The 20,628-nt window shown below is 33.5% G+C and carries 21 protein-coding genes; 3 read left to right on the plus strand and 18 right to left on the minus strand.

Going from position 1 to position 20,628, the window contains the following annotated elements; translation table 11 throughout:
- Positions 1–128: 128 nt before the first annotated feature.
- From FOD82_RS06525 to FOD82_RS06570, 10 genes are all read right to left on the minus strand, one after another.
- Positions 129–497 carry an ACT domain-containing protein gene (locus FOD82_RS06525; RefSeq protein ID WP_144355671.1) on the minus strand — a complete coding sequence of 123 codons (369 nt, stop codon included), beginning with the start codon at positions 495–497 and terminating at the stop codon, positions 129–131.
- Between the two features lie 4 nt (positions 498–501).
- Entirely contained in the window at positions 502–831 is a 330-nt protein-coding gene (locus FOD82_RS06530; protein ID WP_144355672.1) for a hypothetical protein, read from the minus strand.
- Between the two features lie 102 nt (positions 832–933).
- Positions 934–1,470 (minus strand): hypoxanthine phosphoribosyltransferase, encoded by a 537-nt coding sequence (gene hpt / locus FOD82_RS06535; RefSeq protein WP_144355673.1) that lies wholly within the window; start codon positions 1,468–1,470, stop codon positions 934–936.
- A gap of 192 nt (positions 1,471–1,662) precedes the next feature.
- Positions 1,663–2,307: a hypothetical protein gene (locus FOD82_RS06540; RefSeq protein WP_144355674.1), complete on the minus strand. Its 645-nt coding sequence runs from the start codon at positions 2,305–2,307 to the stop codon at positions 1,663–1,665.
- A gap of 16 nt (positions 2,308–2,323) precedes the next feature.
- On the minus strand, positions 2,324–2,569 hold the full coding sequence (locus FOD82_RS06545) for a hypothetical protein (protein WP_144355675.1): 246 nt from the start codon (positions 2,567–2,569) through the stop codon (positions 2,324–2,326).
- A 3-nt stretch (positions 2,570–2,572) separates the two neighbouring features.
- A complete protein-coding gene (gene argF / locus FOD82_RS06550; RefSeq protein WP_144355676.1) occupies positions 2,573–3,571 on the minus strand; it encodes an ornithine carbamoyltransferase in 999 nt (332 codons plus the stop codon).
- Between the two features lie 72 nt (positions 3,572–3,643).
- The gene (locus FOD82_RS06555; RefSeq protein ID WP_144355677.1) at positions 3,644–4,201 is read right to left on the minus strand and encodes a tetratricopeptide repeat protein; all 558 of its coding nucleotides are present in this window, start codon (positions 4,199–4,201) and stop codon (positions 3,644–3,646) included.
- A 22-nt stretch (positions 4,202–4,223) separates the two neighbouring features.
- A complete protein-coding gene (locus FOD82_RS06560; RefSeq protein WP_144355678.1) occupies positions 4,224–4,589 on the minus strand; it encodes a hypothetical protein in 366 nt (121 codons plus the stop codon).
- 145 nt (positions 4,590–4,734) lie between these two features.
- Entirely contained in the window at positions 4,735–6,084 is a 1,350-nt protein-coding gene (gene rlmD / locus FOD82_RS06565; RefSeq protein ID WP_144355679.1) for a 23S rRNA (uracil(1939)-C(5))-methyltransferase RlmD, read from the minus strand.
- 85 nt (positions 6,085–6,169) lie between these two features.
- Positions 6,170–6,490: a multidrug efflux SMR transporter gene (locus FOD82_RS06570; protein ID WP_144355680.1), complete on the minus strand. Its 321-nt coding sequence runs from the start codon at positions 6,488–6,490 to the stop codon at positions 6,170–6,172.
- 78 nt (positions 6,491–6,568) lie between these two features.
- Here FOD82_RS06570 and FOD82_RS06575 point away from each other — a divergent pair, with 78 nt between their 5' ends.
- The 3 genes from FOD82_RS06575 (at position 6,569) to FOD82_RS06585 (ending at position 9,898) form a co-directional block, all read left to right on the plus strand.
- Complete coding sequence (locus FOD82_RS06575) at positions 6,569–7,375, plus strand: MerR family transcriptional regulator (RefSeq protein WP_144355681.1); 807 nt, start codon at positions 6,569–6,571, stop codon at positions 7,373–7,375.
- 287 nt (positions 7,376–7,662) lie between these two features.
- On the plus strand, positions 7,663–9,063 hold the full coding sequence (gene nhaC, locus FOD82_RS06580) for a Na+/H+ antiporter NhaC (protein WP_144355682.1): 1,401 nt from the start codon (positions 7,663–7,665) through the stop codon (positions 9,061–9,063).
- Between the two features lie 124 nt (positions 9,064–9,187).
- Complete coding sequence (locus FOD82_RS06585; RefSeq protein ID WP_144355683.1) at positions 9,188–9,898, plus strand: Bax inhibitor-1/YccA family protein; 711 nt, start codon at positions 9,188–9,190, stop codon at positions 9,896–9,898.
- Positions 9,899–10,251: 353 nt separating this feature from the next.
- On the opposite strand, the gene FOD82_RS06595 is transcribed toward FOD82_RS06585, so the two are convergent.
- From FOD82_RS06595 to pcrA, 8 genes are all read right to left on the minus strand, one after another.
- Positions 10,252–10,935 (minus strand): TMEM175 family protein, encoded by a 684-nt coding sequence (locus tag FOD82_RS06595; protein WP_144355684.1) that lies wholly within the window; start codon positions 10,933–10,935, stop codon positions 10,252–10,254.
- A gap of 62 nt (positions 10,936–10,997) precedes the next feature.
- On the minus strand, positions 10,998–11,918 hold the full coding sequence (locus FOD82_RS06600) for a diacylglycerol kinase family lipid kinase (RefSeq protein ID WP_144355685.1): 921 nt from the start codon (positions 11,916–11,918) through the stop codon (positions 10,998–11,000).
- A 20-nt stretch (positions 11,919–11,938) separates the two neighbouring features.
- Complete coding sequence (gene gatB, locus FOD82_RS06605) at positions 11,939–13,369, minus strand: Asp-tRNA(Asn)/Glu-tRNA(Gln) amidotransferase subunit GatB (protein WP_144355686.1); 1,431 nt, start codon at positions 13,367–13,369, stop codon at positions 11,939–11,941.
- 4 nt (positions 13,370–13,373) lie between these two features.
- Positions 13,374–14,813 (minus strand): Asp-tRNA(Asn)/Glu-tRNA(Gln) amidotransferase subunit GatA, encoded by a 1,440-nt coding sequence (gene gatA, locus FOD82_RS06610; RefSeq protein ID WP_144355687.1) that lies wholly within the window; start codon positions 14,811–14,813, stop codon positions 13,374–13,376.
- The gene (gene gatC, locus FOD82_RS06615; protein ID WP_144355688.1) at positions 14,813–15,115 is read right to left on the minus strand and encodes an Asp-tRNA(Asn)/Glu-tRNA(Gln) amidotransferase subunit GatC; all 303 of its coding nucleotides are present in this window, start codon (positions 15,113–15,115) and stop codon (positions 14,813–14,815) included. The genes gatA and gatC overlap by 1 nt, the downstream gene beginning before the upstream one ends.
- A 12-nt stretch (positions 15,116–15,127) precedes the next feature.
- On the minus strand, positions 15,128–16,267 hold the full coding sequence (locus FOD82_RS06620) for a CamS family sex pheromone protein (RefSeq protein WP_144355689.1): 1,140 nt from the start codon (positions 16,265–16,267) through the stop codon (positions 15,128–15,130).
- Between the two features lie 15 nt (positions 16,268–16,282).
- A complete protein-coding gene (gene ligA, locus FOD82_RS06625; RefSeq protein ID WP_144355690.1) occupies positions 16,283–18,286 on the minus strand; it encodes an NAD-dependent DNA ligase LigA in 2,004 nt (667 codons plus the stop codon).
- Between the two features lie 34 nt (positions 18,287–18,320).
- A complete protein-coding gene (pcrA, locus tag FOD82_RS06630; RefSeq protein WP_144355691.1) occupies positions 18,321–20,549 on the minus strand; it encodes a DNA helicase PcrA in 2,229 nt (742 codons plus the stop codon).
- Positions 20,550–20,628: the final 79 nt, after the last annotated feature.

Below are 20,628 nucleotides of genomic sequence, written 5' to 3' on the forward strand. Positions count from 1 at the left end.
AATCTAGTCCTTTATTCGCTGCTAATCTGTCCAAAAGCACCTAAATCATAAATAGCCTCCGCATTGCTTACTTTTAATAAGTTTTCGCTAGAGACTATTTTAGCTTACTTTTTGTTAGTTGTAAAGGATTAATTTATAACTTTATATCCATTATCTGCTAATGCAATTAAAGCTTCATCAAATTTATCTGCTTTAACCATAATATAATCCGTATCATAAGTTGATTGAGTAAGAATACTAATCTTTTTATCTGCTAAAATTTTAGAAATTTCAGCTAAAATTCCAATCAAAGAAAAATCAAACTGACCATCTACCTTAAACATTTTCCAGCCGTCTTCTCTAGCTAGTGTTTCTTTTGGTGTCATATAGGTAGGACATACTAGTGATAATTCTTTATCAGTACTTGCTACAAATACCCAAGGTAAGCCTAAATTAATTTCACTATATTCTTCTAACTTGCAAATAGTAAAATCCTCATTAATTTTTTTAATTTTCATAATTTCATGCCTTCTTCAATTCTTGAGTTAATAAAATTGTTCCACCAATGCCCATGAATAAAATCAAAAATCCAACAAAATATCCCCAGGAAATTGCAACAAAACTACCTTTAAACACAAAACTTGTCACTATAAATAGTATGCCAATCAAAATGCCAAAAATATTCCAAGTATAAAGATTAACTTTTCTTTTTTTACGATTACGCGAAGTTAAATCTTTTTTTATTACAAAAAATTGCTCATCATGCTTAACCGCATATACCCATCTAGTTCCCAAAACAACGATTGCTGCTAATAAACCTTCAAGTAAACCAATCCAAAGTGCATTAATCATAGTTATCTTGCCTCATTTCTAGCAACTTCTATTACTAGTATAGTCAACTTTGAAAACGATTACCAACAAAAAACACATCCAAATTGGACGTGTTTTCATTTATTATTTTTCATAAACGCTTCTTTTAAGTACACCTATATATGGTAAATTACGATAAAAACCATCATAGTCTAAACCATACCCTACCAAAAATTCATCTGGTGCACTAAAGCCTACATAATCTCCTTGAAGATCAACTTGACGCGTATCAGGTTTATCAAGCATCGCACAAATTTTAACGCTTGCTGCACCGCGCTTTTCAAAAAGTTCTTTCAAATATTTTAAAGTGTGACCAGTATCAATAATGTCTTCCATGAAAATAACATGACGACCTTTAACATCACTTCTAACATCTTGTACAAGCTTAACTTCACCAGTTGACTTTGAACCTACATAGCTTGAAGCCTTAACAATATCAACATTAAGTAAGAAATTCATTCGTTTTAGCATTTCACTACTAAACATCATTGCTCCCGTCATAACTGGTACAACTAGTGGAGTCTTATCTTTATAATTAGCTGTAATCTCTTGAGCCATCTGGTCCATACGATTGCTAAGTTCTTCTTCACTGTATAATACGCGCTCAATATCGTTGTTCATTTTAAAAAGTTATCCCCTCTGAATTACTAACAATAAGATTTTAGCATATTTATAAAATAAATAAACCCTTTTCGTGCGTATTTTTATGTTATTTTCTAACTTTTGATTATTTTTATATTTTTATTGTTCGGGAACTAATCAAAAAAGGAAAATAAAAAAACTGTATTTTAGGTACAATACAGTTTTTTAAAGCTAATCCACTATCTTCCATGAGCCATCTGGAAATTGTTGTAACCAGCCATCTTCTTCAGATAAAGTATTATTTGAAAAATCCGTAATTTTTACAGTATCTTCTGAAAAATCTCCATCAAAATTTTTATCATATTGAATAAATAACCGATTTTTATCAATATAAACAACATTTTCGTGTGCTTCAATGAACTTCATTTTAAATCTCTTAGGCCAATAGCAATTAAAGGTTTCAAAATCTGTACTGGTCAAATAAACCTTATCTCCTGGGGTTAATTCCAGATTATATAGGCTCATATCCCGCAATGACTGCTCATAGACTAACTTCAAACTATTTTCGGGTAAATACTGATAAATTCTAATAAACTTTCTATTAAAGTCACCTTGCAAAATATAAATATAATTATCTTGCCATAAAGGTTTACCATATAGAACGTTTTTCTCTTTTTTAAAGGGAGAGTATATTTTTCGAGTTTTTAAATCATAAAAATAAATCTCGCTTCCTTCAATGCTCTCGCGCATTCCCCACTCTTGCATATCATAAAAATCAATACTATCATCGATTCCATACATATAACGAGTTTGACCTGATAAAAGAGAAAAATTTGTTCCATATTTGTTATTAGTTTTTATTTTTTGTGGATGCATGGATGAATTATTTGTCCTAATCTCTAACTTTTTCGACTGTCAATTTCATCAAATAATTAACTTCTTTTTCATTCTTTTGAAACATAGTAGCTAATTCATTATCATTTCTACCAAAGTCACGCATTATTTCATACATACTTTTCAAAGTTTCTTTTCGAGCTTCAAAATATTCAACAGCCTTTTCATGACTCTTAAATAATTGAATTAATGGAAACTCTTCACCATCATAATCTATCTCTTGAACTACATACATTTTATTCATTTGTTACACTCCCAAACTAGCAACCATAATTGATCTTAAAACATGAATACGGTTTTCTGGACCATTGAAAACTATTGACTTATCACTTTCAAAAACTTCATCAGTAACTTCCATTTCTTTTAAGCCAAATTCTTTATAGATTTTTCGACCAAGATCTGTTTCCAAATTATGATAAGCTGGCAAGCAATGCGTAAATACTGTATCAGGATTTTCAGTCATTTTCATCATTTCCATTGTAACTTGGTAGGGCTTTAATAATTCTATACGCTTTTGCCATAATTCTGATGATTCTCCCATTGAGACCCAAACATCGGTAGTAATTACATCAGCGTTCTTTACACCCTTTTTAATGTTATCAGTTATCTGAATAACTGCACCAGTTTCTTTAGCTATTTTCTGTGCTTGTTTTACAAGCTTTGCTTCTGGCCACAATTCTTTTGGAGCAACAATACTATATTGCATCCCCATCTTAGCTGCTCCAATCATCAAGGAATTAGAAATATTGTCTTGACCATTTCCTACAAATGCAAATTTCATATCTCTATATGATTTATCCAATACTTCTTTTGCACTCATAAAATCAACCAAAGCTTGAGATGGATGACCTAAGTCAGTTAGTCCATTCCAAACTGGAATCTCTGCATATTTCGCTAAAGTTTCAACACTTTCTTGACTAAATCCACGATATCCAATCCCATCAAACATTTCTCCAAGAACTCTTGAGCTATCTTTTAAAGATTCAGAACCAAAATGTGTATCTTCTGGACCAAAATATGTTACATGTGCCCCTTCATCATGAGCTGCAATTTCAAATGAAGCTCTAGTTCGAGTTGAGCCTTTTTCAAAAACAAGCACAATATTCTTGCCTTCAAGTCTTTTATGTCGAGTTCCTGCTAATTTCTCACGTTTTAACTCTTCTGCTAAATCTAACAAATATTCTAATTCTCTTGTAGTGAAATCAGTCAATGAAATAAAATTACGATTTCGTAGATTAATTGGCATATTTTTCCTCCAAGTATTTTTTCTAATTATAACAAAAACAACAAATCTATAACTAGACTTGTTGTTTTAATTTTAGTTGTTTTTTCCAGCATCTAATTTACGAATAATTTTTTCACGTAAATTTGCAATTCTTCTCGCAGTTGACTGCCACATGAACTTGTCATTGAAGCGGTCATAATAAGAATATGTATGAGCTTGATTAATCCAATTTAACGCTTCTAAGTAACTTTTCTTTACTCCAATTCCATCATAATAACAAAGTGCTACTCGATAATAAATATCCGATTTAATATCATCTTCACCATAAGTTCGACTTAAATCTAATGCTTGCTGATAATACAAAAAAGCAAGACGGTGATTTTCTTGAACAAAATCACCATATAAATATGCGTCTCCCATCTTATAACAAGCATTTGCATTATCTTCCATTGCTGCTTCATTGTAATAATAGAATGCCTTTTCAGGGTTCTTTTCACCTGTTCTACCGTATTCGTAGATGTATCCTAAATTACAAGCAGCTTGAGAATTACCAAGTTGTGCTGATTTTTCATAATATTTTTGTGCTTCTTCATAATTTCCAACTTGATAAGCTTGAGCACCAATATCTAAATACTTATTTGATTCATCCATAATAATTGACTCCTCTTTTTTATTATTTTAAAGATTTAATAAAGATAAATTTATTAGTTATTGGAACTCCCCATCGAGGATTACTATGCAATATAACCTCAATTTTAAAAATTCTATTTACTGGTACATAACTAGTAATATTTTTAGAGCTTTTAAGAGAACCAGTTACTTCATCTAAATCATAACAACTTACTTTAATTTTCTCAGGCAACAATTGATCCTCAATTAAAGTATCCCAAAAACCAATATACTGTTTATTATTAATTAAAGTAATACGAACTTTTTCCCCAATTGGATTTTCTTTAAATAAATCAATAAGAAATTCAGCTTCTTTAATTATTTTTCCTGATAAACTATATTGAATAAATTTTATGTTTTTTTCTTTCATAGAGCTATTTCTTTTTGTACTTAATATTTATACAACCTACTAATAACTATACCATTTTTATTTTACTCATTAAAAGACATAAAATAAAAAAGTGTACTAATCCCAATATTAACTATAGAATTAATACACAATTTATTATTTTACACTAATTTTCTTTAGTTAAAACCGTCACACTTTCAACATGCGGTGTTTGTGGGAACATATCTACTGGTGAAATTTCATCAAAGCTATATCCATGTTCCTTAAACAATTCCAAATCACGCACTTGGGTAGCTGGATTACATGAAATATATACGACCTTTTTAGGACCTGTTTTTACAGCAGCATCAATAAATTCTGGAGTAAGACCTTTTCTTGGTGGATCCACAAAAATCACATCAGTCTTAAGACCTTCATTAGCCCATCGAGGCATAATTTCTTCTGCTTTACCAGTAACATATTTTGCATTAGTAATACCGTTAAGTTGAGCATTTTCATTTGCATCTTCAACAGCATCTTTAACAATTTCAATACCGCGAACTGCTTTAACATGCTTAGCAACGCTTAATCCAATAGTACCAATTCCAGAATAAGCATCAATTACAACATCGTCAGGGGATAAGTTGGCTTTTTTAATAGCTAAATCATATAAGCGCGGTGTTTGCAAAGAATTAATTTGAAAGAAACTTTGTGGAGAAATCTTAAATTCAACATCGCCAATTTTATCGGTAATTTGACTTTTACCAAAGACAAGATAGTCTTTCTTACCTAAAATGACATTAGTCTTCTTAGGGTTATAATTAAGAACAATGCTGACAACATCTTTTAGATTACTAATTTCAGCAGCAACCTTTGGCAATTGTGGGAAATCCTTGTGCAAACATACAAGAATCACCATAATTTCGCCAGTTGCCTTACTTCTGCGCACATCAAGATAACGCACTTCACCTTTATTATGAATCTCATCATAAGCTGGTACTTTATATTTACGCAAAATATCACGAACCGCTACAAGCACACGGTCAATTTCTGGATCAGTAGTAAAAAAGTTAGTTAACGGAACTAAATCATGTGAATGACGTCGGAAAAATCCAATTTCAAGCTGTCCTTTAACCATACGTACTGGAACCTGAGCTTTATTACGATAACCTGTTTCTTCAGGACTAGCTACAGTTTCATCAACTTTAATATTATCCATATGAGCTTTATTTAAGAGGTTCACAACTTGTTGCTTCTTAAAATCAAGCTGCTTTTCATACTTAATATGAGCAAGACTTGCTAAACCTGTTTGCACCCATTGATTCAGCTTAACTTTAATTCGATCAGGACTTTCTTTGATGATTTCTTCAATTTTTGCAAAAGCAAAGCTCTTTTTAACTTTTAATATTTTAGCTTTTACAACTTCACCTGGAATGGCATTATTAACAAAGATAGTCATCCCTTCATAGTGGGCAACTCCCATTGCTTCGTAAGATAAATCTGTAATTTCTAATTCAACAATTTGATTTTTTTGCATTTTAAATTCCCTTTATTTGTAGTAACTAGAAATCTATTATAACAGAAAAAAACGAATGGAATACTCCATCCGCTTTTTTAGTATATTATTCCCCCGAAGTGAATTTAATTCCAATAATTGAAATAATTAAAAGTCCTACAAAAACCAAAGTCATCCAATTCAAATTTTCTTTAAATATAATTACCCCAGCAATCACGGTTCCTACTGCACCAATTCCAGTCCAAATAGGATAAGCAATACTTAATGACATATCTTTAGTAGCTAATGCTAATGCACCAAAGCTAAAAATCATTCCAATAATCGTTGCAATACTATATGGTAAATTACTAAAACCATCACTTAACTTCATTGTGGAAGCCCATACAGTTTCTAATAATCCTGCAATAATTAAATAAATCCAATGCATAATTTTCTCTCCCTTATTCTTGTTTTATTCTAAAAAATATTTTAAACTGTAAAGTAACTTTATAGTCAAGGAGAAAAAATGAAATATTTAAAAATTAGTGAATTTGCTCATTTAACTGGAATTCCCAGACAAAACTTAATTTTTTACGATAAAGAGAATATTCTCAAACCTACCTTTATTGATTCCAAAAATAATTATCGCTACTACACCCTAGAACAAGTAGATTTAGCAAGCGCAATTATTGTTTTACGTGAGAGTGGATTCAGCCTAGAACAGATAAAAAATTGGAATATTCATCGCACTCCCAAAACTATGCAAAATGTTTTCCATCAAGAAGCACAGGAAATTAATTCTAAAATAAAATATTTACAACAACTTCAAGATGTATTAATGTACCGTCAAAAAAATATTCAAGAAGCAAAAGAATTACCAACTTTGCCTTACATTAAAACTAACATTTTCCCAAAGACACCTATTATTCTTAGTAAAAATATCCCTGATAATGATAACTACTGGCTAGCATTTCAAAACTTTATTAATTATTGTAAAGAAAATCATATAACGACTAGCATTCCTATTAGTAGCATTATTTCTAAGAACAATGCTGAAACACATAACTACCAAAATATTAGTAATTTCTTTTATCGTCCCATAAACCCAACTTTATTTTTAACTAATAGTTTTATTCCTAAGGAACAATATTTGCAAGTTTATCACTATGCTAATTATGAAGATACCTCAGAAATCTATACATTTTTATATCATTATCTTCATCAACATCATTTATTAATTGATAGCAATATTTACCAAGAATACTTGATTGATGAAGCTAGTTCATCTTCACCTAAAAATTACATCCTCAAATTAACTTTAAAAGCAAAATAATTTTTTGATTAAAAGTATTGACACATTTTTTTAACCTTGTTATCATGTTTTTCAACAACAGATGAATCAGTAGCTAACTTGTTAAGTGTTCAGAGATCTGGTGGTTAGTGCGAACCAGTCAGGCAGGATTAGTGAATTACAGCATCTTCTTAGTTTGTTCGGAAATATCCAGAACCGTTATCATCTGGTAGAGTATGGATTTAGATCCATGAGTTGGGTGGTACCACGGTTATTAGAATCGTCCCGTTGACAATTAGTCAGCGGGATTTTTTATTTGGAGGAAAAATATGAAAAAGAAAGTCTCTTTCAGCGAATCCTTAATTATTCTCGCGCTTCTTCTTGTAATTTTAGGAGTTGCAGTTATCAAATTTAGTCTTTCCCCAGAAGTTCCTGTTTTATTTACAGTTTTACTTCTTACCTTTTGGGCTAAAGCACGTCAATTTTCTTGGCAAGAAATTCAAGACGGTATCAAAGAAGGTATCGGAGTAGCAATTATTCCAATCTTTATCTTTATTTTAATTGGGGCATTGATTGGCCTTTGGATTCAAGCTGGAATCATCCCATCAATCATGGTCCTTGGATTCCATTTAATCAATGGTAGCTTCTTTGTACCATCAGTCTTCATAGTATGTGCAATTGTTGGAACTGCCATTGGTAGTGGTTTTACTACTATTTCAACAGTTGGAATTGCCCTTTTTGGAATTGGAGCAAGCATGAACGCCAACCCTGCACTTGTTGCGGGAGCAATTATTTCGGGCGCCGTTTTTGGTGATAAAATGTCTCCACTATCAGATTCAACCAACCTTTCTTCTGCAATTGCAGAAAGCGAATTATTTGCCCATATCAAAAATATGATGTGGTCAACCATTCCAGCCTTTGTGGTTTCTTTCATTCTTTTTTGGATTTTAGGTAATAGCGGTCAAATTGATTCCAGTAAAATTCAACACACATCACAAATTTTGCAATCTCATTTTACAATCAGCTGGTGGGCTCTTTTACCAATTATCCTAATGCTTTTATGTGCTTGGAAAAAGATTCCTGCGATTCCAACCTTGTTTCTTAATATTGCAGTTACAGTAGCTATGATTTTTGTACAAAATCCTCATTACTCAATTGTTAGCTTAAATGATCTAATAATGAATGGCTTTGTTGCAAAAACCGCTGATAAATCTGTTAATGCGCTTTTAACACGTGGTGGAATTTCAAGCATGATGGCTACAGTTGCCTTAATTATTTCTACACTTTCTCTTGGTGGAATGTTAATGAAATTCGGCATTGTTCAAGGCGCAATGGAACCATTAGTTAAACACTTAAAAAAGCCTGGTCGTTTAATCACTGTTACTATTCTTTCTGGGATTTGCATCAACCTTTTTGTTGGTGAACAATACCTCTCGGTAATTTTGCCAGGACGTGCATTTAAATCAGCATTTGATAAAATTGGACTATCTCCTCTTGCTTTGAGTCGAACACTTGAAGATGGGGGAAGCGTTATTAACTACTTAATCCCATGGGGTGTAGCTGGATCATTCGCTGCATCAACATTGGGAGTACCAGTACTTGAATTTTTACCATTTACATTCTTTAGTTTATTATCTCCAGTATTCTCAATTTTAAGCGGAACAACTGGAATTGGTCTTCAACGGTCCCCAAAATCATTTCCAAAAACCAATGAAGCTAAAGCTGAATAAAACTTTTTAGTAAATAAACTTTTTTCTTTAGTCCTTGCTGCTTTTGTGGTAACTTAGTATTGAGTTTCTATATATTTGTGGTAACTTAGTATTGAGTTTCTATATAGTAGAAAGGACTTTTATTATGGATAATTTTTCAAATAATCCTGAACGTCGAAAAGTTGTCGACGTCAGTCAGGTAAATAGTTTTTTAGCAAAAACTTACGGTATTATGGCCTTAGCTGTTCTTGTTTCAGCACTTACTGCCTTTTTATCAACTACAGTTCTTAGAAGCGTGTTCATTTCACTTCTTTCAAATGCGGCAGCTTCTTGGGTTTTATTATTTTTGCCACTTGTTTTAACATTTGTAATTAGTTTTAGAGCAACTAGAAATCCAGTAGCTAGCTTTATCATGCTGATGATAATGGCAATTGCATATGGATTTACTTTTGCAATTATTTGTACAGCTTATACTGGCGCAACTATTGCTACAGCCTTTGTTTCTGCAGCTACAGTCTTTATTGCTATGGCACTTTATGGTACTTTTACGAAAAAAGACCTAGCTAATTTTGGTGCGTATGCTTTTGCTGCATTAATTGGATTAATTGTCGCCAGCTTGGTAAATCTTTTCCTTAAGAATCCTATGGTAACTTACATCTTTTCTTACATTGGTGTAATTATCTTCACCATTCTTACTGCGTGGAATGCTCAACAAATGAAAAACATTTATGCAAATTACGCTGATGAAAATACTGAATTGGGATTAGCAGTTGCTGGTGCTCTTCAATTGTACTTAGACTTTGTTAACTTGTTTATGTACTTCTTGGAAATCTTCGGCTTTAATGACCGTCGATAATACAAAAGCTCTGAATTTTTACATTCAGAGCTATTTTTATACCTTTTTTATTGATTTAGGAACAAATTTTAGCGAAATCAACAAATTAATAATAATTAAAATTATTAATTCCAATAATAAATATTTTTTTAGTTGACCAACGTAGTCTAATTTGTGAGCTAATCGGCCCAATTTCGTAAACGTTACTGTAGTTGATGTTTCATCTAAAATCCCTAAAAAACATAGCATCCCTGCTGATAGTGTTGGCACCAACACTTTAAAAGAAAGCTTTTTCCATATAATTATTCTTCCACAAAAAATAGTATTTAGTTAATTCACTACCCACTATTTTACTAAAAATATTACTTTAAGGTTTATATAATCCTTGTATCTTCAGGCGTAAAGAAAAATGAAATAATTGGAATAACAATATAGGAAATCATTGCTAATCGAGGAATATAGAATGCTAAAACTATTAAAAGTATATTTAACATTAAAATAAAAATCGCTTTCCATATTGCTCCACGCGTAATAAAAATCTCTACCATTTTAGAGTTTTCCATAACATATTTAAATCCAAAATATGAGATTAGAATTTTTAAAATTTGGGCAATTAAAAATACTATTCCAAAATTCATTACGGCAAATCCAGTATCTTCTCCCATAATCCATTTTGTCATAACTGGTAACAAAGACAAGTCGGCTAATAAGAAGATATCAAAGATTACAACTATTTTATTCGGTTTAAAAATTAGTGGAGAGAACATTTTATGTAAATCATACCAAAAATCAGCCAGTATAAAAAAAGCAATTAAAAAGATAAAGATATCAGTTAAAAAACTTTTATAATTAGCCTCATAAAGAGGGGGCTTGATTTCCAGAACAATAATCGTCATTACAATTGCAATCACCGCATCATTAAAGGCTTGTAGATGTTCTCCTAATCTTTTCGGCTCTTCTTTTTTACTTTGTTTAATTTTTTCTCTAAATTTTGTTACTTCATTAGCTTGTTTTTGGGATAATTTTGGACGTGGCTTTCTTGAATTTCTATTTCTCATAATTCACCTCAAAAAATAGTGCTTAACAGAATATTGCTAAGCACTATTTTATATTATTAAATTTATGCACCAACGTAAAATTCAATACGTTGCTTCAAATTCTCAAAACTTACTGGACAATAACCACCAATTTCACCATCAAGGTTCACTGGTAAATCTTTGCCTTTACTTTTACCAATCAGCTCTGCTTTAAGACTAGTTGTCTTAGTATAAATGATGTTAGGATCATCAACATGTTTTCCATTAAGCGCCATAACCATTAATCTCATCAAATTAACTGGATCAGATGGTTTAACAACAATTAATTGGAATAATCCATCACTTAATTGAGCATCTGGCATAATCTGTTCGAAACCACCAATCGAATTAGTCATACCAAGTAAAAACATTGAAAGCTTACCTTCATAAACTCCATCATCATAAGTTAGACGCATTTCGTTTTCAGACAAATGAGGTAACATTTCTGCACCTTTAATTAAATATGCCGCATAACCTAATGCTGACTTGATTTCTGAAGGAACGCCATAAGTCAGTTCAGTAAGAGAACCACTGGCAGCGATATTAACAAAGTATTGGTCTTGAGCACCAAAATGTGCTTTTCCAATATCCATTTTACGAGTTTTATTTTTAAGGATAATTTTTGCCGCATCAAGAATATTATCACGTGGAATTCCTAGCGCACGGGCATAATCATTAGTAGTTCCCGCAGGAATAATTGCCATCTTAGGTCTATTTTCTAAAAATGCAATTCCATTAACTACTTCATTGATCGTACCATCTCCACCAGCAGCCACAATAAGTTCAAAGCCTTCTTTTGCAGCACGCGTAGCTTCATTTTGTGCACTTTTCTTTGCGGGAGTAGTTCTAAAAGCACTGGCTTCATAACCTGCTTGTTCTAGAACATCCAAAATATCGGCCACATTTTTTGGCATTTGCTCGTGACCTGATACAGGATTATAAATTAATCTTGCTTTACGAGTCATATTCACTACCTTAGTTCTAATTAACGATTTGCCAATTCTTCATTAAGAAGCTTATTAACCATCTTAGGGTTAGCTTTACCACGAGTTTGCTTCATAATTTGACCAACTAAGAAGCCAATTGCACGATCTTTACCATTCTTAAAGTCTTCAACTGATTGTGGGTTATTATCAACAACTTCCTTAACCATTGGAGCTAAGACACTAGTATCTGATAATTGAACCATACCCTTTTCTTCAACGTACTTCTTAGGATCAGTACCGTTTTCAATAGTTTCTGCAAAGACCTTCTTGGCAATCTTAGATGAAATAGTACCATCTTGGATAAGCTTAATCATCTTAGCCAAGTTTTCTGGAGTAAGCTTAACATCTGCTAAACTTACACGATTATCATTAAGGTACCCATTAACTTGAGTGTTCATCCAGTTAGCTGCAAGAGTTGGATCTGCACCTGCTGCAACTGCTTCATCAAAGAAGTCTGAACTTTCCTTAGTTTGAAGCAAAACATTTGCGTCATAAGGCTTAATACCAAACTTGTTTACATAGTCATCATAACGTTCAAATGCTGACTTAGGAAGAGTCTTAGCAATTTCATCAATCCATTCTTGGCTAATGTGATCTGGAGCAATATCAGGTTCTGGGAAGTAGCGGTAGTCACTAGCACCTTCCTTAACACGTTCCAAAACAGTCTTACCAGTAGCTTCATCAAAACGACGAGTAGAAAGTTGAACATGTCCGCCTGACAAAAGAACTTGTTGTTGACGCTTTTCTTCATAAGCAAGGGAACGTCTTACGTGGTCAAATGAGTTCAAGTTTTTCATTTCAACCTTAGTACCAAGTTCTTTTTGACCGGCTGGACGAATAGAAATATTGGTATCAACACGCATTGAACCTTCTTCCATCTTAACGTCAGAAGCACCAGTAAATTGAACAATCTTACGAAGCTTTTCAAGATATGCATAAGCTTCTTCAGGATCTTCCATGTCAGGTTCAGAAACGACTTCAAGAAGAGGAACACCTTGACGGTTCAAGTCAACATAAGAATAGCCGTTTGTTCCGTGAGTGTTTTTACCAGCATCTTCTTCGATATGCATTTCATGAATACCAATACGCTTCTTCTTACCACGTACTTCAACTTCAATGTAACCATCACGAGCAAGTGGTTGGAAGAATTGAGTAATTTGGTAAGCTTTTGGGTTATCTGGATAGAAATAGTTCTTACGGTCAAAATGAGTAGTTGGCAAAATATGTGAGTGAGTTGCCAAAGCTACCATAATACCTAAACGGTAAACATCTTTATTAACTTGAGGAAGAACACCTGGCATAGCCCAGTCGATAACATTAGTTTCAGTGTTTGGTTTTGCACCATAACTAACTGGTGAAGGTGAGAAAATCTTACTCTTAGTCTTTAATTCGAAGTGGACTTCTAGTCCGATTGTCGATTTAAAATTCATTCAATTAATCCTCCATTCCAGTTGGTGTTTTTTCATAGAATTTATTCTTACGTTCAACAAAGTCAGCAACTTGGAAAATGCTACCTTCATCAAAACGCTTAGCCATAACTTGGAAGCCAACAGGCATACCATCAACTAACCCAGCTGGAACACTAGCTGCAGGAATACCTGCTAAGTTTGCTGAAATTGTCAAAATATCATTGTTATACATCTTAATTGGATCAGAAACTTCTTCACCAATTCCAAATGCAGGAGTAGTAGTGACAGGTCCTACAACAACATCATTTTCGGCAAAAATCTTGTCAAAGTCTTCGCAAATCAAAGTTCTTACTTTAGCTGCTTGTCTGAAGAACTTATCATAAGAACCAGCTGACAATGCAAATGAACCAAGCATAATACGACGCTTAACTTCATTACCAAAACCTTCTGAACGAGATTTTACATAAACATCAAGCAAGTTCTTAGTATCTTTTGCGCGATAACCATAACGAATACCGTCGTATCTTTGAAGGTTTGATGAAGCTTCACTTGAAGCAATAATGTAGTAAGTTGGAACAACATACTTAGTATGTGGAAGAGATACTTCATTAATAATTGCGCCATTTTCTTCAAGCATATCAATTTGCTTTTGAATAACGTCGCGAACTTCTCCTTCAACTGCATCCATGTATTCCTTAGGAACAGCTACTTTAAGACCTTTAACATCTTTACCAATAAACTTAGTAAAGTCAGGAACTTCACGTTGAGAAACAGTTGAATCGTGAACGTCTCCACCACTAATTACATTAAGTACTTCGGCAGAATCCTTAACTCGCTTACTCATCACACCGATTTGATCAAGTGAAGAACTAAATGCGATAAGTCCCCAACGTGATACACGACCATAAGTTGGCTTAATACCAAAAATACCGTTAAATGCTGCTGGTTGTCTGATTGAACCACCAGTATCACTACCAAGAGCAGCAACTACTTGACCACTAGCAACGGCTGCTGCTGAACCACCAGATGAACCACCAGGTACTTTATCTAAGTTCCATGGATTATGAGTTTCACCATAGTATGTATGTTCAGTAGAAGAACCCATCGCAAATTCATCCATGTTGGTCTTACCAACAAAGGTAGCTTGAGCATCTTTAAGCTTCTTAATTACAGTTGCATCATACATTGGCATGTAATTGTAAAGCATATGACTTGCTGCAGTAGTCAAAGTACCATTGGTAATAATATTATCCTTAATACCAATTGGAATACCAGCTAATTTATTTTTTTCAAAATCAAGATTTTCACTTGGTTTAGCATCATCATCAACAGTAATCCAAGCGTTGATTTTTTCATCAGTATCTTTAATGTTTGCCACAGTGTCTTTTGCAAGTTGATCTGCAGAAAGTTCACCACTGGCAAGTTTTTTGTTTAATGAGTCAATATTTTCGTTTAAGTAATTCATTACTCGTCCTCATCCTTATCAATAATTACAGGAACCTTGATGAATCCGTTAGCCTTTTCAGGAACATTTTCCATCAATTCTTCTCTTGTTTGCCAGTGTTCAGGAATATCTTCTCTGAAAACAGTATCACGGTCAACAACTTGTACAGTTTCAGGGACACCTTCAGTATCAACTTCTGAAAGTTGATCTGCCATATTAATAATTGAACTCATTTGTTCAGTAAATTTGCCGATTTCATCATCACTAAACTCAAGTCTAGAAAGAGTAGCAACGTGCTTAATCGTCTCTTCTGTGATTTCCACTCAAATTACCTCCTATTCGCCACCATAAACATGAACTTGATATGCACTATCAGCCGTTTCTTTAGCTATTAATGCTTGAACATTATCAACTGACCCAATTTTTATTTCAATTGGACAATTCTTTGGCAAATATTTCTTAGCAGTTGATAAAACTAACCGCGTAAAACTTTGTGTTTGCTCATAACCATAAAATTGCGTAGTAATTGAAATATTTTCTTGAGCAAGTTTACCATTCTCATAGCGCAAAGTAGCAGTTACACCACTAATGTTAGGGAAATAGTCTTGAACTGCACTTTTAAAGCTATTGAAACTAGATGCATCATCACTATTGATAGCTTTATTACTTCCAACTGTCGGTAAAACTTGTGTTTTTTCCGATATGGATTTCCATTTAGTTATTTTACTACTATTAGCGTCTGCTGTCCCATAAGCAAAGTAACTTCCACCAACTAATGAATCTTTAGAAGTCTTTGAAAAAAGCCCAACTGTAATTGGAATCTTTTTCAAAGCCTTCTTTTTGCGCAATCTAGCAATAATTTTTTCTGCAGCTTCTTCACCAAATTTTCTTTGCTGACTACGAGAAATAGTTTGTTGATATTCTGGACCATCTTTTACTTTTTGATAATAATCAATAGAATTTAATGCCAAACCAATACTCATGCCACCCATTTTATAATTAGGATTGGAACCTGTTAAATAATCTTGCTCTATAATTTCTTCTAAATAATATGGATTGTAGTTTTTCTTAGTACCTGCTTCTGGATTTAATCCTTCTGGGTTATTCTTGGACTTTCTTGCGAGCCAGTCTGTAACTGTTGAAGCATCTAAGTATTGTCCTTCTTGAAAGACAAAAGAATTGGGTGAATATTCACCTTTAGAAATTTGAATAAGACCACGTTCAAGTTCACGAGTATCAACTGAATTATCATTATCAGTTGCAGTTAAACCAGATATTGGACTTGTAATATAGCGTCCATTTTTCATTAAAACGGTATATCCGTTCTTGCCTGTAGTGGTTGTTTGATAACCTTTTTTCTTAGTGTTCGAAGTTGTGGTTGCATTATTGGCTAAGTCAGAATTTTTTAAATTTCCGCAAGCACTTAAAGTTAATGCAGCCCCAGCCAACATCATCACTTGCACATATTTTTTCACTATTATTAAACCCTTTTATTTGATTTTTTCAATCGCTTCTTCTTCAGTTAAAAGTGGGATCCCTAAATTTTTAGCTTTAGTGTATTTTGAGCCGCTATCTGCACCATAGATAAGATAATCTGTCTTTTTAGAGACAGAACCAGTAACTTTAGCTCCTAATTCTTGTAATTTCTTAGTAAACTCACTTCTTGAATAGTGTTCAAGTTTACCAGTTAAAACAACTTTTTTATCTTTAAAGAAATTATCTGGTGCTTCTTCAGGCTCCTCACCTAAATACTTCATATTAACGCCGCTTGACTGAAGACTGGCAATTAATTCCTTAGCAGAATCTTGCGCAAAATACGTCGTAAGCGATTCTGCAATCGTCATGCCTATTGTATCTATTGCCGCTACTTCTTGCACGCTTAAAGACATAATCTTTGCCATATTTTTAAACTTTTGTGCAATAAGCTTGGCAGCTTTAGCTCCAACATGGTCTATTCCAAGACCCGTTAAAAGCAATTCTACAGAATTAGACTTAGAATTTTCAAGAGCTGTCCGCAAATTATTGATAGATTTTTCTTTGAAATGATCTAATTGGGCTAAATTATCTGCAGTCAATAAATATAAATCTGCTACATTATGTACTAAATCTTTATCAATGAGCTGCTTGACAATTTTTGGGCCAAGACCCGCAATATTCATTGCTGGACGAGAAGCAAAGTGAGTAATCTGTTCTTCAACTTGTGCAGGACATGAAGGATTAATGCAACGCAAAGCAACTTCACCTTCTAAGTGTACCAGTTCTTGACCACAAGAGGGACATTTAGTTGGAATTTCATAAGATTTAGAATCAACTGGTCTTTTTGTTAATACTACTTCTGAAATTTCTGGAATAATATCTCCAGCCTTGTGAAGCTTAACGGTGTCGCCAATTCTCACATCCTTTTGCTTTAAGTAGTCAGGATTATGTAAACTGGCTCTTGATACTGTAGTTCCTGCAAGCTCAACTGGATCCATTACAGCAGTAGGAGTTACTACTCCAGTTCTACCCACAGTCCAAACAATATCACGGATAATTGTTTCTTGTTCTTCTGGAGGAAACTTATACGCAATTTCCCAGCGCGGAGTTTTAACAGTATTACCAAGACTGGTTTGCAAGTTTAAATCATCGACTTTTAAAACAATTCCATCAATACCATAACTTAGGCTATCACGCTTTTTTGTATATTCATCAATAAATTTAAATACTTCGTCTAAATTATTAACTTTCTTACCTGTTTCATTAGTATGAAAGCCTAACTTATGCATTTCTTCAATTGCTTGATGTTGACTGGTAATATTTTCAGGAGGATTCACCCAAGTATAGATAAAAGTACTTAATTGGCGTTCTTTTGTTATACGAGCATCAAGCTGTCTTAATGAACCTGCTGCAGCATTGCGAGGATTGGCAAAAGTTGTCAATCCTTCATCTTCACGTTTTTGGTTAAGTTTTGCAAAAACGTCTTTTTCCATATAGCATTCGCCACGCACTTCTGTTGTAAGTGGTACTGGTAATTTTTGCGGAATATCACTGATATAGCGCACATTTTGAGTTACATCTTCACCAACTTGACCATTTCCGCGAGTTGAAGCCCTTGTAAGCTTACCTTTTGTATATTCAAGCGATAAAGAAAGTCCATCAATTTTTAATTCTACATTATAGGCTACTGGATGACCGACCAACTTTTGTATACGTTCATCAAATTCTTTTAATTCTTCTTTTGAAAAGACATCCCCCATTGAAAGCATAGGAATATCATGCTCAACTTTTGAAAAATCGGAATTGATTTCACCACCAACTCTTTGAGTGATTGATTCAGGTGTTACTATTTTTGGAAAGTCTTGCTCTAATTTTAATAAACGACTGTAAGCTTTATCATAAACACTATCCTCAACTTCAGGTGCATCTTGTGAATAATATTGATCAGCCCATTTATTAAGTTTTTGTCTTAATGAAGTAGCTTCTTTTTGTGCTTCTTCTAAAGTCGTTTTAACCATAGTTTCTCCTTCCTAACAAAAATTACTGTCTTAATTATACCTTTTTAATTGGTGCAAAGGCAGCTAAAAGACGCTTAGTACCAATCCCATTTCCAAACACAATATCAAGTTCCATATCTTCGCCAGTACCATTGATTTTGGTAACTACACCTTTACCCCAAGCTTTATGTTCTACTTGATCGCCAATGTTCCAGCCCTTCTTTTCAGCACCAACAGCTCCACTGGCTTTTTTAGCATAAACTTGACTTGTTGCTCGTTCCATTTTTCTTGCAAACGGTGCAGCTTGACTCTTAAAAATTGGTGAAGCAGCATTAGATGTTTCTTTTTTAATATCTTCATCATTAATTTCATCTAAAAACCTCGAAGGAGCATTATGCTGCATTTGACCAAACATCATTCTTGAATATGCACTTGTTAAGAATAGTTCTTCTTTAGCACGAGTAATTCCTACATAAGCTAAACGTCTTTCTTCTTCCAAGTTGTTTTCTTGAATGGCACGATTCAATGGAAACAGTCCCTCTTCCATCCCTACCAAAAAGACAACTGGAAATTCAAGACCTTTGGCAGCATGTAAAGTCATTAAAGTTACCTGGTTATCATCTTCATTAAGATCATCTTGATCACTTAGTAATGAGACTTCTGCCAAAAAATCACTCAATCTATCAGATTCATCACTTTCCGGTTCATAACTATCATCAAAACGTTTAGTTACAGACAAAAATTCATCTAAGTTTTCTAAACGAGTATCAGCTTCAATTGTTTTTTCCTTTTTTAAAGCTTCGATATAACCAAAGTCACTAAGTAGTTTTTCCGTTAAACCAGTCACAGTATGATTTTTTGAAAAAGCAATTGCATCATGAAGCTTACTTGCAAAATCATTCATCTTCATTGCTGCTCTAGTTGAAACATCAGACATCCCAACTCTATCCATAGCTTCTAAGGCATTAAAACCATTGCTATTAGCAAAACTAAGCAATCGGTCAACACTAGCAACCCCAATTCCACGCTTAGGAGTGTTGATAATTCTATTTAAACTCATCGTATCCGCAGGATTGGCTACAAGTTTTAAGTAAGCTAAAACGTCTTTGATTTCTTTTCGATCATAGAACTTATGACCACCTACGATTTGATAAGGAACGCTAGACTTAACAAAGGCTTCTTCGACAGTACGAGATTGGGCATTTGTTCGATAAAGAATCGCAAAATCGCGATAATTACGATTTTTTTCGTCAACTTCTTCTTTAATCTTAGACAAAATGTAGTGTGCCTCATCATCACCACTTTGAGCTTGATAGTAAGTTAGTTTTTGACCATCACCTTGGTCAGTCCACAAACTTTTGTCTTTACGATTTTGATTGTTTTTAATAACTGCATTAGCTGCAGACAGAATATGACCAGTTGAGCGATAATTTTGTTCTAGTTTTACTGTTTGAACACCATCGTTTTTGTAATCTTCTTCAAAATTCATGATGTTTTCCATATTAGCCCCACGCCAACCATAAATTGACTGATCAGCATCCCCAACAACACAAATGTTTTTAGAACCTTTAGCTAAAAGCGTAGTTAATTCATATTGCGCTTGATTAGTATCCTGGTACTCATCAACTAAGATATAACGGAATTTATTTTGATAAAATTCTAAAGTATCCTTATCCTTTTTTAGCAATACTAAAGTTTGCATAATCAAATCGTCAAAATCCATGATGTGGTCACGTTTGAGGCGTTTTTGATATTCGGTATATATTTCAGCTGTCATCTTTTCAAAAGGAGAAGATACACTTGTACTGAAGTCATCAGGTGTAAGTAAAGCATTCTTAGCATTAGAAATATTTGCCAAAATTTGTTTTGCAGGGTAATACTTAGGATCAATATTTAAATCCTTTTCAATATGCTTAATTAATGTTAACTGTTCTGCAGAATCCGCAATTGAAAAGTTAGAAGAATAGCCGATTTTTTCAGCATCTCTACGTAAAATACGCACACAAAGAGCATGGAAAGTTGACATCCAAATACTTTCTGCTGCTGGACCTAATAAACTCTTTTCACGTTCACGCATTTCCTGAGCAGCTTTATTGGTGAAGGTAATGGCTAAGATATTCCAAGGAGCTACACCGTGTTCTTCAACTAAATAAGCAATCCTACGTGTTAAAACTGATGTCTTACCACTTCCAGCTCCTGCAACAACAAGTAATGGTCCTTCAGTAGTTTGAACTGCTTGTTTTTGTTGCGGATTTAATCCTGACAAAATTGTTTCTTCGCTCATAATCTTCTCCTTCACAAATCACTTTTATAACTTAACTATTATAACAAATTGGTCATAAGAAAAAAGCATCTAGAAATCA

It is taken from the genome of Lactobacillus sp. LL6, assembly GCF_007570935.1.
GTDB lineage: Bacteria > Bacillota > Bacilli > Lactobacillales > Lactobacillaceae > Lactobacillus.